Annotated in this window: 17 protein-coding genes; 1 reads left to right on the top strand and 16 read right to left on the bottom strand. The window is 46.2% G+C overall.

Annotation, left to right across the window (positions count from 1 at the left end; genetic code table 11):
- Nucleotides 1-168: 168 nt before the first annotated feature.
- From H532_RS0101815 to spoIIID, 8 genes are all read right to left on the bottom strand, one after another.
- Nucleotides 169-1,257 carry a DUF1648 domain-containing protein gene (locus H532_RS0101815; RefSeq protein ID WP_027724048.1) on the bottom strand — a complete coding sequence of 363 codons (1,089 nt, stop codon included), beginning with the start codon at nucleotides 1,255-1,257 and terminating at the stop codon, nucleotides 169-171.
- A 1-nt stretch (nucleotide 1,258) separates the two neighbouring features.
- Nucleotides 1,259-1,648, bottom strand: coding sequence for a GntR family transcriptional regulator (locus H532_RS0101810; RefSeq protein WP_027724047.1), 390 nt, complete (start codon nucleotides 1,646-1,648; stop codon nucleotides 1,259-1,261).
- Between the two features lie 515 nt (nucleotides 1,649-2,163).
- Nucleotides 2,164-2,604 carry a 3-hydroxyacyl-ACP dehydratase FabZ gene (gene fabZ / locus H532_RS0101805; protein WP_027724046.1) on the bottom strand — a complete coding sequence of 147 codons (441 nt, stop codon included), beginning with the start codon at nucleotides 2,602-2,604 and terminating at the stop codon, nucleotides 2,164-2,166.
- Between the two features lie 300 nt (nucleotides 2,605-2,904).
- The gene (locus H532_RS20765) at nucleotides 2,905-3,279 is read right to left on the bottom strand and encodes a DNA-directed RNA polymerase subunit beta (RefSeq protein WP_245566383.1); all 375 of its coding nucleotides are present in this window, start codon (nucleotides 3,277-3,279) and stop codon (nucleotides 2,905-2,907) included.
- A 26-nt stretch (nucleotides 3,280-3,305) separates the two neighbouring features.
- Nucleotides 3,306-4,154 carry a flagellar hook-basal body protein gene (locus H532_RS0101790; protein WP_027724044.1) on the bottom strand — a complete coding sequence of 283 codons (849 nt, stop codon included), beginning with the start codon at nucleotides 4,152-4,154 and terminating at the stop codon, nucleotides 3,306-3,308.
- A 158-nt stretch (nucleotides 4,155-4,312) separates the two neighbouring features.
- Nucleotides 4,313-5,128 carry a flagellar hook-basal body protein gene (locus H532_RS0101785; protein ID WP_027724043.1) on the bottom strand — a complete coding sequence of 272 codons (816 nt, stop codon included), beginning with the start codon at nucleotides 5,126-5,128 and terminating at the stop codon, nucleotides 4,313-4,315.
- Between the two features lie 156 nt (nucleotides 5,129-5,284).
- Nucleotides 5,285-6,286, bottom strand: coding sequence for a rod shape-determining protein (gene mreB / locus H532_RS0101780; protein WP_027724042.1), 1,002 nt, complete (start codon nucleotides 6,284-6,286; stop codon nucleotides 5,285-5,287).
- A gap of 208 nt (nucleotides 6,287-6,494) precedes the next feature.
- The gene (spoIIID, locus tag H532_RS0101775; protein ID WP_027724041.1) at nucleotides 6,495-6,767 is read right to left on the bottom strand and encodes a sporulation transcriptional regulator SpoIIID; all 273 of its coding nucleotides are present in this window, start codon (nucleotides 6,765-6,767) and stop codon (nucleotides 6,495-6,497) included.
- A 1,499-nt stretch (nucleotides 6,768-8,266) separates the two neighbouring features.
- Between spoIIID and H532_RS0101770 the strand changes: the two genes are divergently transcribed.
- Nucleotides 8,267-8,749, top strand: a complete 483-nt coding sequence (locus H532_RS0101770) for a GNAT family N-acetyltransferase (RefSeq protein WP_027724040.1) — start codon at nucleotides 8,267-8,269, stop codon at nucleotides 8,747-8,749.
- A gap of 205 nt (nucleotides 8,750-8,954) precedes the next feature.
- Here the strand turns inward: H532_RS0101770 and H532_RS0101765 are convergent, their stop codons facing one another.
- The 8 genes from H532_RS0101765 to H532_RS0101730 all read right to left on the bottom strand — a co-directional run bounded on the left by H532_RS0101765 (nucleotide 8,955) and on the right by H532_RS0101730 (nucleotide 17,126).
- Nucleotides 8,955-10,034: a sensor histidine kinase gene (locus tag H532_RS0101765; protein WP_027724039.1), complete on the bottom strand. Its 1,080-nt coding sequence runs from the start codon at nucleotides 10,032-10,034 to the stop codon at nucleotides 8,955-8,957.
- Entirely contained in the window at nucleotides 10,031-10,711 is a 681-nt protein-coding gene (locus H532_RS0101760) for a response regulator transcription factor (RefSeq protein ID WP_027724038.1), read from the bottom strand. Before H532_RS0101760 ends, H532_RS0101765 begins: the two co-directional genes overlap by 4 nt.
- 155 nt (nucleotides 10,712-10,866) lie before the next feature.
- Nucleotides 10,867-11,682: an ABC transporter permease gene (locus H532_RS0101755; protein ID WP_027724037.1), complete on the bottom strand. Its 816-nt coding sequence runs from the start codon at nucleotides 11,680-11,682 to the stop codon at nucleotides 10,867-10,869.
- A complete protein-coding gene (locus H532_RS0101750) occupies nucleotides 11,679-12,698 on the bottom strand; it encodes an ATP-binding cassette domain-containing protein (protein ID WP_051263066.1) in 1,020 nt (339 codons plus the stop codon). The genes H532_RS0101755 and H532_RS0101750 overlap by 4 nt, the downstream gene beginning before the upstream one ends.
- Before the next feature lie 442 nt (nucleotides 12,699-13,140).
- The gene (locus tag H532_RS0101745) at nucleotides 13,141-13,590 is read right to left on the bottom strand and encodes a CBO0543 family protein (RefSeq protein WP_027724035.1); all 450 of its coding nucleotides are present in this window, start codon (nucleotides 13,588-13,590) and stop codon (nucleotides 13,141-13,143) included.
- A 708-nt stretch (nucleotides 13,591-14,298) separates the two neighbouring features.
- Nucleotides 14,299-14,841 carry a chromate transporter gene (locus H532_RS0101740; protein WP_027724034.1) on the bottom strand — a complete coding sequence of 181 codons (543 nt, stop codon included), beginning with the start codon at nucleotides 14,839-14,841 and terminating at the stop codon, nucleotides 14,299-14,301.
- Nucleotides 14,838-15,413, bottom strand: coding sequence for a chromate transporter (locus H532_RS0101735; protein ID WP_027724033.1), 576 nt, complete (start codon nucleotides 15,411-15,413; stop codon nucleotides 14,838-14,840). Before H532_RS0101735 ends, H532_RS0101740 begins: the two co-directional genes overlap by 4 nt.
- Nucleotides 15,414-15,482: 69 nt before the next feature.
- Entirely contained in the window at nucleotides 15,483-17,126 is a 1,644-nt protein-coding gene (locus H532_RS0101730; RefSeq protein WP_027724032.1) for a gamma-glutamyltransferase family protein, read from the bottom strand.
- Nucleotides 17,127-17,140: the final 14 nt, after the last annotated feature.

The following is a 17,140-nucleotide window of genomic DNA, read 5'->3' as shown; positions in this document are numbered from 1 at the left end:
AATCCCTGAAACCAGTGCTCCTCCTCCTGTTTTTCAGAGGCTTTTTTCAACGTAGACTCGAGTGCCAAAATGAAGCGTACTGGTTAATCCCTGAAACCAGCACTCCTCCTGTTTTTCGGTGACTCTTTTTTTCAAGGCAGACCCTGGCGCCACAATGAAGCGAACCGGTCAATCCCCTAAAAACCAGCCGATGAGAATAATGATCACGATAAACCCGATGATGATAAGCCAGGATAATGGGTGGGCAAAATTATTCGTCCAGCCGATGCCAAATCTTTTTTCTACAAAAAGGGCAGGATCTTCCTTATTAAAGTAAAAGACACCGAGTTTCCAGTAGCGATCATCGTTGCGGTTGACCAACGTCGCATTCGTTTTGGCAGGTAATTTAATGCGGCTACCGCCCTGCCCTGTTGTAAACGATAATATGATGGTACCCATGATCACGATAACTACAAAGATGATATGAAGGACGCCCATGACTTCGGGATGAACATTGAAAAGCATAGAAACTTGCGTGAGACCCATCATCAAAATGAGCAACGTACCCATAGTAATCATAAATGCGGACCAACGCCGGCGGAAGATCGCATTCCTCTGTGCGGAAGCTTCCGGTGCATCAGGGTCAATGACCGCCTTTGCCCGACCGATCATCACATTCACGAAAATAAACAAGCCGAGCAAGTATAATTGAATGATCGGAATGTAAAGCAGCGTCCGCACGTTTTTGTCCGCCCATCGGGTAGCAGTTCCGTCTAATGCAAACTTCATCGGGATTCTGGACGGAATTTTATCATACACGGCAAAACTGAAAATGATCGTCGCCACCGAAAGACACAGGCCGATGACAAACCAGCCATTGGAATAAGTTAATTTCTGGGATCGGAAGCTGGTATCAACGGTAACCGCTTGTTTTTTCTCGATATACCAATTTTGTTCGGCTTTGAAGGCTTTCATTTTACGATGAAAATAATAGTAAACGAAAAATGAGCTGACTAAATACGCCAGCAGGAGAATGGGAAAAGCCGGCATCCAGTTTCTAGTGAGCAACATCAAGACTAAAGCCACGATGGCTAGCATCAAGCTCCCGGTCGCATAAGTCTTGCGCATTTGTTTTAGCGTGGGATTGTGAAACTGTTCAGCAGGAATGGCCACCCCGAAGCTTTCCGTCCGGCGTGTTAAGATGGGCATGCAAGTTTGGATCAAAGCGATCGGAATAAAGACAATCAAAAAAAGGATAAAAGTAAACAAGCTAGACATTTTAACCCCTTCTTTCGTCCATCATTTGTTGGTAAATTTTTTGCACTTGTTCAACGAGTGCCTCACGACTCAGCCCCCGGCAAATCGCTTCCGCTGTAAGATTTTTCAGGTCAGCATGTAATTTTTCTAAAAAGGATGGCTCAACGCCGGGAAGTTCAGTGTTAACCATGACACCTTTCTGACGATGGATGAGGACGAAACCATCATTTTTCAGTATCTGGTACGCTTTATTGACGGTGTGCATGTTGATGCCGATGTCTGCCGAAAGAGACCTTACAGAGGGCAGCGGTTCGCCTGGCTTGAGCTGCCGCGTGGCAATGCCATAAATAATGGCGTCGACGATCTGCTGGTAGATCGGTACTTCCGATTCCAAATCCAAGTTAAAAATCATTTGGCAGCCTTCTTTCGTGTTATCTCTGTTATACATATTATATAACAGTTGCAATAATAGGGCAATGGTAATGCGGTTTTTGCTCATTTTCTTGGCTGGTCACACTACAATTTGTGCATATGTTCCAGTTTTTTGCAAATTTTGCTGTAGGTTTTCCATATTATGGGGCGTCTGCGCATTTTCACGTCTTTTCATGTTGTAAAATGCGCATAAATTAAGTTTTTGCGCATTTTCGATCCCGTTCCGCCTTAAAATTGCGCATATGCACTCAACGGGTCTTCAACAAAAATATTTATGTTTACCGCCGGGTTTTTCGTTTTTACCGCCGAAATTCAGGCTTTTACCGCCAGTTTTTTTGATTTTACCGTCGGATTTTCGCTTTTTACCGCCAACTGGATACTATTCTGATAATTTACAGTTAACCGCTGGTGATAACAATACGGCAGGCTTAAAATGTTATGAATTCGCAAACTGAAAAAAAGAACCGCTGTTTGAGCGGTTCGATCGTCTGTGGGTTATTGTTTTTTGTCATCGTCAACGATGGCGAACATGATTTCGGCTTCCAGGCAGAGTTCGCCGTCAACAGTGGCGATGCCTTTGCCTTTGCCAATTTTCCCACGGAAACGGGAGATTTCCACTTCCAGACGGAGTTGGTCGCCGGGACGCACTTGACGGCGGATGCGGCAATTGTCAATACCGGCAAACAGAGGAAGGCGGCCTTTGTTCTCCGGCATCTGCAGCATTGTCACGCCGCCAACTTGCGCTAAAGCTTCGACAATCAGGACACCTGGCATGACGGGGTAGCCTGGGAAATGGCCCTGGAAAAATTCTTCGTTTGCAGTAACGTTTTTGATGCCGACAGCGCGCTTTCCGACTTCCATTTCAATAATGCGGTCGACGAGTAAAAACGGATAACGGTGTGGCAAAATTTTTTGAATGTCGTCTATGTTGAGCATAATCTTCCGCCTTTCATCTTCAATTCCACTTAATAGAATAACCGATTTACACGGCAATTAAAAGAAAAAAGCGGGCATCACCATTCCGGGTGTTGCTTGCCGGGAATTTGATTTTTTATCCGAAAATAATAGAAAAAAGGCGTTGCCATTTTCGGGTTTTGTATGCTGAGATTTGATTTTAAATCCGGCAAATAATAAAGCGAGGGGCACAATTTCCGGGTATCTCATGCCGAGAACTTGATTTTTTATCCGGCAAATAAAAAAAAAGCGGGTAGCCCCGTCGATTGCCGTTCCTTATGTTTATTTTTTGAAAATGATATCACGAATATGAGTCCAAGTTGCGGGATGAAAAACATCAGTAGGATGGCCACCACCGACCCCGTAGCCGATCATGGCACCACCAAAAGCCGCAACTAAGCAGAGTACAAGAATGATGATGAGGCGGAGCCAGATGGGAAGAAGCCGGACTCTGATTTGCTTGGGCTCGCGCTCAGGTTTCTCTTTACTCTTCTGATGGCGTTCCTGAGCGCGCATTTGCCGCCGCTCCGTTCGGGTCACAGGTCTTGATGCTTCTTGATTCCGATCGATTTCCGGCTTGAGCCTTTCGTATGATGCGGTCATGCCCTGTTGCCCTTCCGCTGGGCTCAACCCGCGGTCGTTTCGTTCATCTGTCATAACCATTCGCTCCGTGATCACCAATTTTAAGTGCGCAAATCATTGATCAGGCCTTGCATTTGGTCGCTGATGCTGAGCGATCGTGCGTTAAATTGATAAGCGCGTTGCATGTTCATAAGTTCGGTTAACTGGTCCGTCAAATCGACATTGGAGGATTCCAAAGCGCCTTGTTGCACAACACTTGCGCCGCCATTTGCCGCCAAGACATCAGCCTGAGTTAATCCAAGAGATGCTAAATTCGGTAGGGCTAATGTATTATCGCCTTGCGCAAGAAGCAGTTGCGGGCGCTGGATGCTGATTATGCCGAGCCGCCCAGCCGCAACAGACCGTTCTTCGCCGCCGGGCATTGTGTAAGTCACTTCACCCGTTGGCGTGAACCGAATATCACTGAAGCCAGCCGGAATTTGAATCCGCTGTCCGTTTTCATTAAGGACAAAATAACCGTTCGCTGTCACCAAATTTAACATATTGGGGTTTGCGGCATCGGGATTAAGATAAAAATTGCCATCCCGAGTATAGCGCGTCTCCGTATGGCCGTCGGGCCCCGTAACTTGAATAGTGAAAAAGCGGTCTGGCTCGGTCAGCGCCAAATCCAGCGGGCGGTCGGTTGTCTTGATGTTGCCAAGGCGCATGTCCATTTGCGTATCGCTAACGCGCGCGCCGGAACCCACGCGAATGCCAAGCGGAGTCAGACGTCCAAGATTTTGGTCTTTGTCCGGTTGATTCGTCATGTTTTGAAAAAGGAGGCTGGAAAACGTAGCGTTTCGGCTCTTGTAACCGTTCGTGCTGATATTGGAAAGATTGTTGGCGATCAAATCAATGCTTTTTTGAATTTGTGACATCGTGACTGCCGACATGATCATGGCACGATTCATGAACGGACACCTCTTTTTAATGAAACGTTTAATTAAAAATTTTTTACGGGCGGCCAAAGGCACAGCGTTATTAAGGCCGTTAAGCCCTACTGTCTAAGGGCAAACAGAGTCAATGGAGCAGGGACATGGAAGATTGTGCGCTTTACTCCCTCACATTATTAACCAATCTTGCCCACTTGGTTAGCCAAAAGATCCATCGTGTGGTCAATCGACTTTAATACCGTTTGGTTCGCTTGGAACGTTCGGTAGGTCATCATGAGATCGGTCATCGCTTGTTCCATATCGACATTAGATTGTTCGAGATAGCCTTGGCTGATGCTGTAGCGGATCGCCGGATTGCCGTCAGCTGACGGCAGTGTGCCGCCATTATTGCCCACTGTAAAAAGGTCATTGCCCTCTTTAACGAGTTGGGTTGGGTCAGCGGCATAAAACACGCCAATCTTGGAAGTCGCTCTGCCATTTTCGTAAACGCGGCCATCACTATCGATTTTAAAATCTTGCGTATGTAAAACAATCGGCTGGCCTGTGCTGCTTAAAACCAAATGCCCGTCCGCTGTGGTCAAGCGGCCAAGGGCATCCACCGAAAAATGGCCGTTGCGCGTATAACGGACCGTGCCATCAGGGCTTTCCACCGCAAATAAAAGCGTTCCTTGAATGCCGGTCTCAGGGTTTTCCGGCACTTCCACTGACATAAGCGCCACATCGGTCGGCAAGTTCGTCGCTTTTAATGATCCGTTCGCAAAGTTCGGCATGGCGTCTTGCAGATAGACACCTGTGGACATTTCGCCAACAGGCAAACCGTTTCCGATTGTTCCACCCATCTGCCTCAATAAAACATTGGGGAAACTGCGCAAGGATGACTGGTCCGCTTTGTAGCCAGGGGTATTGGCGTTGGCAATATTGTTCGTCAACATTTCCTGGCGCCGCATTTGGCTGAGCATGCCCGCTGCGGCTGTATAGAACCCACGTATCATTGTCCTCGACCCTTTCATCCGGGACTTGTCCAATTTTCTGTAATGCCGTGTTTTTTAGACTATCATCTATGAATGAAACGGGCGGTCAACCCGCCCGATTGAATGCCTTATTCTTGTTGTGCGCAGGTGCTTCATCGATTTGTTTCGCAGCTTATACTAACTGAGTTTACGCTTCGATAATTTATCCAAGTTTTCCAACATGCGACCAGTGCCTTCGGCGACGCAAGTCATCGGATCTTCGGCGATGACAACCGGCACTTTCAATTCTTCGGCAAGCAATTGATCAATGCCGTGGAGCAAGGCACCTCCGCCGGTTAGGATAATACCGCGATCGATAATATCCGCCGAAAGTTCAGGCGGCGTGCGTTCAAGAACATTTTTCGCCGCTTGGATAATGGTGTTGACCGGCTCTTGAAGCGCTTGCTGAATTTCCTCAGAGGTAACGGTGAGCGTTTTCGGAAGGCCTGTGACTAAGTCACGTCCGCGGATCGTCATTTCTTCATGACGGGAACCTGGGAAGACGGTAGCCACACCAATTTTTATATCCTCAGCCGTGCGCTCACCGATGAGCAGCTTATATTTTTTCTTAATGTAATTAAGGATTTCACGGTCAAAAGCGTCCCCAGCCAAGCGAATAGATGAAGAGGTGACAATGTCTCCCATAGAAAGCACAGCGATATCCGTTGTGCCACCCCCGATGTCAATGACCATGTTCCCGCTTGGTTGGAAAATGTCCATACCAGCACCAATGGCCGCGACTTTCGGCTCCTCTTCTAGGAAAACTTGTTTCCCACCGCTTTTTTCAGCTGCTTCACGGATGGCTTTTTGTTCCACCGAGGTGATGTTGGTCGGTGTACAAATGAGAATTCGCGGTTTTGTTAAAAAGCCTTTGACATTAATTTTGTTAATAAAATACTTCAGCATGACCTCCGTGATTTCAAAGTCGGCGATCACCCCATCGCGTAACGGTCTGATGGCGACGATGTTGCCAGGTGTCCGTCCCACCATACGGCGTGCTTCTTCTCCGACTGCCAGCGGTCTTTGTGTTTTCGTGTCAATGGCGACTACGGACGGTTCATTTAAAACAATGCCTCGTCCCTTGACATAGATTAAAACATTGGCCGTGCCAAGATCTATACCTATATCCCTTGAAAACATTTGTATCCCCCAATTTATTTGAACTCCAGGTCAAATTTATATGTTTCGTACCATTTCGACATTATTCATCTCAACATTTTACCATATATTTGACTGAATGGGAGATGTTTTTCGAAAAAAATTTGACAAGTGCTGCTTGGAGTGCTCGGATAACCATCGTTTTATACGCAAGGGATGGCGGGTGAGATATGTGTGGGAACATGTGGAGTTATTGGCTGATGACTTCGCCTTTTTCAGATTTTCGGTATTTGAGACGTGTCGCTTCTCCCCCACGAAGATGCCGGATCGACTTGTGATAATCAAGTACGGATTTAACTTCACTAGCCAGTTCCGGGTTTATGATGGGTAAGCGCTCCGTCAAGTCCTTGTGAACTGTGCTCTTGGACACACCGAATTCTTTGGCGATGACTCGCACTGTCTTTCTCGTCTCCACGATATGCCTTCCAATCTTGATAGTACGCTCTTTGATGTAATCGTGCACACCACTCGCCTCCCAAAAAATTAAGACATGCGAAATGAGCAAGTGCAGCATTTGTCTCCGAGAGTCGCGCTAGTTTAGCCATTATTGCCTTGGGCGTCAGACAGCATTATTTTTTTTCATGCGGTTAAATCCGTTTTTGTAATAAAGAGGCCAAAGTTTCGGGATTCAGGACGATTCGGCACAGGCATTTCAGTCCAGTTTTCGGTCAAAACCTTGTTTGAATTGCCAGTTGCGCACAGATTAGATACAACCGTTTTACATATGACCCAGCACAGCCGATTTTAAGTGCTGCTCGGGCACGACCGGTTTCTGCGTTTGGTCGGCGTACAACCGATTTACGTGATCCGGCAAAGTGGGTTTGTACGCGTATTCCGTGTATGCTGGATATTGTGCGCGGTCAGAGGACAACCCATATAGCTTGCTTCTGGCCAGTGGGTTCGTGCGTCTATTCAGAGCATGGCGGATTTACGCGGTTGTTCCGACATCGTTGGTTTGTGCGTGATTTCCTGCACAGTTGGTATTTGCGCGTGGTTCGAACACAGCCCATATACGCGTTCCGTGTACAGTGGGTGGTACGTGTATCTCGTGTACGACGAATATTGTGCGCGTGTCCCAGATACATCACATTTAGCGCTAGTACGATGTCTATGTATGTTGTTCCATGCACGGTTGATTTAGGCACATGTTCTGAGCAGCCCATTTACTGACGCGTTCCTTGCATAGTTCGTTTATCGGTATGGTCTCGTACTACCGATTTGCCTCTGGTTCAGATCATGGTCGGTTTGTGCGCTTGGCTTGGATAAATTGGCGCCACGAGTCGTGAGCGGGTTTCCTGCACAAAAAATGGATGACAGCCTTTGCTAATCCGATGTCCCTTTTGATGTGATGAACTTGCTTAATTTGACATTGAAGTGTTTGGCCTTACGTAACCTTGGATCTCGACCGGATGCTTTCGCGGAGCCTAATTTTTAGTCCAAAATATCCCTTTTCTCGATTTACCAAATATGTTTGTCGGTGTTTCCGAATTGAAAAGACGCCAGTCGGATGTTTTGTTTGGATGATGCGCGATCCTCCGCGAGCCCAAACGCCGCGTGGACCCATATCGATATGTGAGTTTTGTAACATTTTATTATTTGGCAGAGGCTTATATGCCAAAATCTCAAGGGGGACAAGGGGTTTTGTTTCACTTTTTGCTTGGCGCCCGAAGTTTGCAGGAGCTTCGATTGTGGTGTGCCCGAGGAATTATCAGAATTGTGTCTAGTTGGCGGTAAACGTAAATATTTTGTCTGAGGGTCCGTTGAGAGGGTAGCAGGATTTGTCCGAATGGTGTCCAGTCGGCGGATAGAAAACATGCTCCATTAATATAAATGAAGCGAATATAGAATTCGGAAATTTATGATACAATTGTCATGAACTCCTACCATTTAAGTTTTCGCTTAAAGGAATGGGCGTCTCGAATCACGTTCTCATGATAGGAAGTTGACCGGAGGTGATTGATCATGAAAATCTACTCTGTTGAGGAGATCCCAAAAAATAAAATCATAGAATTTTTCAAGTTGCACTGGGGAAGTACGAAAATGGTTATTTCCAGTGGCGTTTATGATTGCAGTACATTAGATGGTTTTGCCGTTCTAAATGAAGAAGGGCAAATCATTGGGTTAATTACATACGTCATCAAAGATGATGAGTGCGAGATTATATCTTTAGATAGTACTGAAGAAGGGAAAGGAATCGGTACAGCGCTAGTTAAAGAAGTCGAGAATCTGGCGACTAAGAAAAAGTGTCAACTCCTTAAACTCATCACATCGAACGATAATTTATTAGCGTTAAAGTTTTATCAAAAACGCGGTTTTATTCTGTCCAAAATTATTCACAACGCCGTGGAGGAAGCAAGAAAAATCAAACCCGATATCCCCTTAACCGGGAATGACGGTATACCAATCAGAGATGAAATTGAGTTGATCAAAGTTTTAAGTGAATAAAAGTTTTAGAGAAAACTTGGCTCTGCCAAGCCTTATGGGAGAAGGCCGATCCTTAGTGGCGCTTATATTAGGTAAAAAATCATAAAATGCGCCTAACCCCGTTACAAGTGTTTTGGTGCGAACCGTGTCGCTGAAGTGGTAGTGCTTAGAAAAACAACATAACAAAATTGAAGTGCAGCTTCTATCCTAGAGAACTGCACTTTTTTTAATCGTTTCTATGATTTGTTAAACGGATCGTAAATTCGGTTCCTTTGCCGAGCTCGCTTTGAACCCTAATTTCGCCTTTGTGGATATCCAAAATCTTTTTGACGATTGATAGACCAAGGCCGCTTCCGGCGGTATTGCGGTTTCTGGATTTGTCGGCTTTATAAAACCGTTCAAAAATGTGCATGAGCGAATCTTTGCTGATGCCGATCCCAGTGTCTTTTATTTTTACAATGACATCGCCCTCGATTGTTTTAAAAGCGGTAACCGAAATCATTCCACCTTTAGGGGTGAATTTTATACCATTATGAATTAAATTAATCCATACTTGATCCATCAAGTCTTCATCCGCGGTGATCGTTATATTTGCAAGTGAAATTTCCAAGTTTATGTCTTTTTCCGCCCATTGTGGTTCACAGGCGAGAATGACGCGGCGCAGTTGATGGTCTAAACGATAAGTTTTCGGTTTCAAAGGGGTAGGGTCGGACTCCAAAGTGGTGAGTTTTAATAAGTTCTCACTCAGCTTTGACAACCTATTGCATTCTGTTTCGATGATTTCCAGATAATGATGGCGTTCTTCGGGACTTAAATCGTTATTTTTAAGGGCATGGGCAAACCCGGTTATGGAAGTCAAGGGAGACTGGATCTCATGGGAAACATTCGATATGAATTCTTGCCGCATGCTTTCCATTTCACCGAGCTTTGCGGCCATCTCCCTAACGCTTTCCACAATTTTGAAATAGGGATGGTTCGTGTCGCCGTGAAATTGATTATTATAAAAAGAAAGATCGATATTAAAATTTCCTTCTGCTATCATTTTCATGGCTTTTATCATCGGATGCAGAACTTTTTCTTGCTGTTTTCTTACCCATTTTATTTTCTGTATAAAATAGATGCAGAATCCAAACAGAAAAAATCCTAAAATCGAGTTGATTAACTGCCTAAAAAATCCGTGAGGAATATAATGAATGGAATCATAAAACCATGACGTCAACCAGTAAGCCACTGACCAGAATAGTGCTAAGACAGACACTAAAGCTAATATACCGAAAATCCGCTTCACGATCTCAGGCAGCTTCATTTTACCGCCTCCAAACGGTAACCAAGTCCACGGATGGTCATGATTTTAAATGGGCAATCGTCGTGAGAAAATCGCTGGCGTAACCGTTTAATATGCACGTCAACGGTACGCTCGTCCCCTTCGTAATCAAATCCCCAAATCTCCTCGATTAATCGTTCCCTTGTGAGCGTTTTCCCAAGGTTTGCCGCCAATAGAAACAGTAATTCAAACTCTTTGAGCGGTAAGGTCATTTCTTCTTTTCCCATGATGACTTTATAGGAAGCGCGATCGATGATGACATCCTCAATTTCAATGCGATGAGAGTGTATAATTTGATAGCGTTTGAGAAGCGATTTGACCCGCGCAACGAGTTCTGCAGGAGCAAACGGTTTTACTAAATAGTCGTCAGTTCCGAGTTGGAAGCCTTTCACTTTTTGAGAAGTTTCTCCTTTCGCCGTTAACATTAAAATTGGAAGGGTATCTGAATAATACGTCCGCACTTCCTTGCAGAACGTCCACCCGTCCATATTCGGCATCATAATATCGAGGACGATGAGATCAATTTTATGCGTTTCAAGCAAGGACAAGGCAGCTTTTCCATCCTCGGCTTCTAAAATGGAGAAACCTTCTTTTGAAAGCAAGATGTGAACCAGTTCACGGATATGGGGGTCATCATCTACTATTAAAATGTTCGCCATGGCATTCATTCCTTTATTTAAATCCTTAAAATAAAAGCAGCCTGCCGCTTGTAAACTACTATATCAGGAAGTGCAGAAGGAAAAAAGTCGCAAAATGCGTGAACGAGTATGGCAGGCTGCATGCTCTTTTATGATATGGATGACTTTATCCGAACCTAGGCTTTCCGCATATATGCCTTCACGGTGATCGGAGCGAAAATGATCACAATGACGGCCGCACCAATAAGGGAGATTGAAAAGTCCCAACCAATGCTTCCGGAATTGGCTAAATCTCTGACAGCAGTGACGAGGTGTGAGATTGGGTTAATCTTCACAAACCATTGAAGCCAATCGGGCATTGTCTCAACCGGCACAAAAGCATTGGAGAGAAAGGTGAGCGGAAACAGCACCAACATGGAAATGCCTTGTACACTTGTCGCATTACGCGCCATCACACCGAAGAAAGCGAAAATCCAACTGATGCACCAAGAGCAGACGATGACCATAAGTCCGGCGATGACGACACAGCCAAGCCCTCCATCTGGGCGATACCCCATGATATACCCCATTAGAAAAGTGAGGGTGGTTGCGATCGTATAGCGAATCGTATCCGCAAGAAGCGCGCCAGCCAATGGCGCAATCCGCGCGATGGGGAGTGATTTAAACCGGTCGAAAACTCCCTTATCCATATCTTCACGAAGCTGAACACCAGTGACAATCGATGTCGTTATGACGGATTGCACGAGGATGCCAGGAATGATGACGGGCAAATAATTGTGCACATTTCCGGAAATGGCGCCGCCAAAGATATACGTAAACATCAGCGTAAAAATAATCGGCTGAAACGTCACATCAAATAATTGTTCCGGCGTGCGCCGTATTTTCAGCAACCCTCTATAAGCCATTGTCAATGAATTCCTAAGCGCTTGAAGAAAACTCGTTCGATTGCGCAATTTCCGTTCGCTGATTTTTCCCGTTAATGTTTGATTCATACGCTTACCTCCATTTCTTCTGTCGGATCCTGTTTTTCATCCTTAACGCCATGACCGGTAATCGCGAGAAAGACTTCATCAAGAGATGGTTTTTGCACGCTTAATTCCTCAAGTTGAATACCCACCGCACGAAGAGCGATCAGTAAATCCGTTACACGATCGGCATCCGCCATTGGTGCGGTTATTTTCCCACCTTCTGGTGAGACGTTTGATTTGACGCCTAAAACTTGTTCAACGATACGACGCGCTTTTTCAAAGTCAAGCGGGTTTTGGATTTTCAATTGCAGCGAGGAACGTCCGATGGAGGCTTTTAGCTCATCCCCCGTCCCCTCGGCAACAACCCGCCCCCGATCGATGACTGCGATGCGATCGGCCAATTCATCCGCCTCTTGAAGATATTGGGTCGTAAGCAGTATGGTTGACCCATTCTTAACCAATAGGCGGATGGTTTCCCACATTTGATTTCGCGTCCGCGGGTCAAGACCAGTCGTCGGCTCATCCAAAAAGATGAGTGGCGGCTCGGATATGAGACTTGCTGCTAAATCGAGCCGGCGGCGCATCCCTCCGGAAAAGTTTTTCAGTGGACGTTTCGCGGCTTCCGTCAAGCCAAACTCCTCTAATAATTCGTCCGCTTTTTGCTTCGCTTCTTTTCTTCCTAGTCCCAGAAGCCGCCCGAAAATAACCAGATTCTCGATGGCACTTAGCGTTTCATCGACGGAGGCATATTGACCGGTGACACCGATGAGTTGGCGGACGATCTGCGGTTCTTTCATCACATCATGTCCGAAGATTTGCGCTGAGCCCGCATCCGGCCGCAATAGGGTTGCCAGCATTCGGATCGTGGTCGTTTTCCCCGCCCCATTCGGGCCAAGGACCCCGTAAATCGTTCCGGCTTTGACGTTCAAATCGACACCATCGACGGCGCGGTTATCGCCAAAGACTTTTACTAAACCATGAGCTTCGACGGCCCATTCGCCATTTTCAGGCCGAGCCGAGTGACTATTTATATTATTCATCAATACTCTCCTCCCTGTCTGATTACTTTAAGTTGTCTTGGGTTTGTTTCAAATCATCCTCCGCCGGATTGTTTTTCAGCCCCAAGACGGAAATAGACATGATTGATTTCAAACTCTAAAAAGGATAATAAAAGACTTTTATGAACGGAATATGAACAAAAGGTCAAAAAAGAAAAATTGACTCTGCATTATAAAACTTGGTTCTGCCAAGCCTTTTGGGCGAAGGCAGAAGTTTTGCCGCCCTTCTGCTGGCCTAAAAATGTTCGATTTTCTTACCATCCCGTGCTTTTGGGCGAAGGAAAAATTGATAGACTGCCTTACCAGTACAAAAAAAGACCGTTTTGCCGCTTGAGACAAAAGATCCCAAAATAAATTTGGCATGGGTCTTTAATAATTCAAAAAGGCTCAGTTGGGATGTCTGAGCCTCAAAAAAACAGCCGTTTTATAAACGCACGATTTTTCTTAGATACAAATAGTACACATACACTAATACATAGGGGACGAGATATGATAAAAATGTCCAATAGTTATTCCAGCCATTTCCGTAAATGACTCTCCCAAAAAAGACAAAAACGGTTTCGCTCAAGGTCGTAAATGTCGTCATGATGAGGATCATGATATAGGGGTGGCCCTTTTTCCTAATAAAATAAATCATATAACAGGACAATATCGGGTATAGGCCTATGTCAAAAGGTAAAGCTGCGATGATTTCCCAATGAGAAACGAATGTCAGCTTCCAAAACCCAAAAAGATGCCCGAAGTCATTGATGACAAAAGCAATGGCGCTGCCGAACGGAGCCACAAGCGGCAATATCAGACGATCTTTTCGGTATAGATGTATTAAAGCGATAAACCACGGTATGATGAACACGATCAGTGTATTGAGTATCATATTACATATATTTTTACCTTTAAAACCCCCGCATATTCAATGGTACATTAAAGAATCGTATGTTCGGTTGCGGCCGTTTCAAAAAATACCCAACTTTAAAAGGTTGATAGAACCGCACTAAAAGCTATTTTGGCCTGCTTGTCACTTCAAAATGGTCTTTTGGATACATATGGTGGAAAAGCAACCCTCAATTCGGGGTAGTTTTTCCAGTAACTGTATGCTATACGCTATTTCAAAAATCTTTCCTACCCAAAATGGTCTTTAGAACCGCGCTATATGCCAATTCGGAACACTTCCTGCTCCAAAATGGTCTTTTGGATACATATATTGGCAAAACAACCTAAGAATCGGTCTTGTTTTACCAATAAATTCAAGCTATATGCCATTTCAAAAAATTTTTCAGCCCAAAATGGTCTTTAGAACCGCGCTAAATGCTATTTTGGATCGCTTCCTACTCCAAAACGGCCTTTTGGATACAGATATTGGAAAAACACACCTAAATCGGGGCATAGTTTTCCAGTAAATTCAAGCTAATGTCCATTTCAAAAAATTTTTCAGCCTAAAATGGTTAATAGAAATGCGCTATATGCCATTTTAGCCCGCTTCACACTCCAAAATGGTCAATGGGCCAAATTGGAGGCTACCACTGTCCTATTTTTTATAGTTTTTTCAGTCGAATTTTGTACCTCTTAAAAAGGCTGCGCCCGGTCAGGAAGCCATGAAGATGGCTCCGTAACCGAGCGCGGCGACGACCACAAAGGCTGGATGAATTTTTAGTTTTTCAAGCAAAACGAAGCTGACGACGGCAATCGCTAGCGGCTGAAGCCAGCCGGCTGATTCATAGGCGTCTTTAAAAAATGAGTAGGCCATAACGCCCAATAAAACCGCAATGATCGGGCGGATTAAAACGGTCAACCTTTTAATTTTCGGTGAATCTTTATACCTATACAAAAGGTTTCCCAAAACAATCATTAAAATAAGTGACGGTACGACGGAGGCGATCAGTCCGACGACCAAGCCCGGGACGCCAGCCACGACATACCCAATGTAACCAGCCATCTTTGTTGCGATGGGGCCGGGTAAAGCATTGCCAAGTGCAAGAACTTTACTAAATTCGGGCACATCCATCCAATGGTAATGCCCGACCACTTCATTTTCGACGAGCGGGATGGAAGAGGGGCCGCCACCGTAACCAAGAATGCCGGGTATAAAGAAAGCCAAAAAGTCATGCCATAACTTGATGAGATTCATTGGGCTTTCCTCCCTTGTTCAACGATCTCGGACTTCTCAGAGCGCACTGGCCAAACTAGAACGAAAACAAGGGTTACGGTAATGACAATCGCCGGATGAATGTTCAAAACCTGGATCAATAAAAAGCTCCCGGCAACAAAAGCCATGCTTTTTACCCAGCCCAACTCTTTTTGTGATTTTGAGAAAAACTGCCATGTCATGGTGGCGAGCATGACGCCGACGACGGGGACAACGGCATGCGTCATGCCCCTCACCCATGGTTTATTTTCAAAACTAGACAGCGTCAATAAAAGAATCATCATTAGAAGGACCGTGGGAATGACCGTCGCGATTTCGGCGACCAGCACGCCGAGCCAGCCCGCTTTTCGATAGCCGATATAGCCAGCCATCTTTGTCGCGATCGGTCCCGGCAAGGCATTGGCAATCGCTAACATGTCGCCAAACTCATCGTCTGTCATCCATTTGTATTTTTCCACGGCCTCTTTTTGTACGAGCGGAATCGCCGAAGGACCGCCTCCGTAGCCAAGTAACCCCGCTCGCAAAAAGCCAACAAATAACTGTAAGAAAATCATAGAATCAAACTCTCTTTGCTGATTTAAACATGCTCAGGTTGTTAAGAAAACAACCATCTTCCAAATCGTCTAATATGCCGCAACCGCCCCGTCCGTGCGGGTTTCTGCTCCGCCGCAGAGGACGCCAGTTTCCGGGTCACGCCAGATGATTTCACCGCGGCCGAAACTATTGGGTTCAAGGGCGATTTTTATATCATGTCCGCGTTCGGCGAGGGCCTGTGCGAGGTGATGTGGGAAGGTTGGCTCGACTTCAACGGTTTTCCCTTTTATCCACTGCCAGCGCGGCGCATCAAGTGCGGCCTGCGGGTTGAGATGAAAATCGATCGTGTTCATGATGATTTGCAAATGGCCTTGAGGTTGCATGAATCCGCCCATCACGCCGAATGGACCGATTGGAACACCATCTTTTGTCAAAAAGCCTGGGATAATGGTGTGGAATGGGCGCTTACCCGGCGCAAGGGCGTTCACGTGATTCGGGTCGAGCGTAAAATTGTAACCGCGATTTTGCAAAGCGATTCCCGTTTCAGGAACAACGAGTCCCGAACCAAAACCCATGTAGTTACTCTGAATAAAAGACACCATATTCCCATCGCCGTCTGCGGTGCACAAATAGACGGTACCGCCTTTGGGTGGCGTGCCAGGAGCAGGGGCCGCTGCGGTTTCCGTCATCAAAGCCCGGCGAAATGCCGCGTACTCTTCAGACAATAAATCTTCAATGGCGTAGCGCATATTCCGTTGGTCGGCGATATGCTCGAAACCATCACTGAAGGCGAGTTTTAATGCCTCGATTTGGTGATGCAAAGTTTCGACCGTATCGCGCTCGGAGAACGAAATTCCTTTTAAAATATTCAGCGCCATAAGCGTTACAAGGCCTTGACCGTTCGGCGGGATTTCCCAAACGTCATAACCGCGGTAATTCACCGAGATAGGCTTCACCCATTCCGGCGCATAATCGGCAAGGTCCTCTTTGCGGATAAACCCGTCATATTCTTTTGAAAAGGCGTCAATCTTCTCGGCTAAAGCTCCTCTATAAAACGACTCTGCTTTTGTCTCCGCGATTTCGCGCAAGGTAGCAGCGTGATTCGGCGACGCCCATATTTCGCCTGCTTCCGGCGCGCGTCCTGATGGGGCAAACGTGTCGAACCAATGGGAAAATTCCGGACCGGTCAAACGCGCTTTAAAAATCTGGACGGCGCGCTTCCAATATTTCGCCAAGATCGGCGACAGCGGATAGCCCTCTTCGGCATAACGGATGGCCGGAGCCAAAACATCCGTTAACGGCAGTTTCCCGAATCGCTCGGACAGCGCTGCCCACGCCGCTGGTGCGCCTGGCACCGTCACGGGCACAAAACCATGGGTGGGGATTTCAGCCATACCGCGGGCTTTAAGCGCCTCAATGGATAAAAGTTCGGGCGCGGGGCCACTGGCATTCAACCCGTGGAGCTCGCCTTTGGTCCAAACGAGCGCAAACGCATCACCGCCGATGCCGTTTGATGTCGGCTCGACGACGGTGAGGCAGGCCGCCGTGGCGATGGCGGCATCAATGGCGTTCCCGCCTTTTTGCAAGATTTCTAATCCCGCCTGTGCGGCGAGCGGTTGAGAGGTCGCGACCATGCCGCGCCGAGCGTAGACGGGACGCCGCTTAGAAAAATAGGGCTGATACTCCGCACTAAAATTTAAGGCTTTTCTTGTCGCTGAGTTTGCCTGTACCATATTTTTATCTCCTC

Origin of the sequence: Tuberibacillus calidus DSM 17572 (assembly GCF_000430685.1) — a bacterium.
In the GTDB taxonomy this organism is placed as follows: domain Bacteria; phylum Bacillota; class Bacilli; order Bacillales; family Sporolactobacillaceae; genus Tuberibacillus; species Tuberibacillus calidus.
This window is presented reverse-complemented; position numbering and strand designations above follow the sequence as displayed.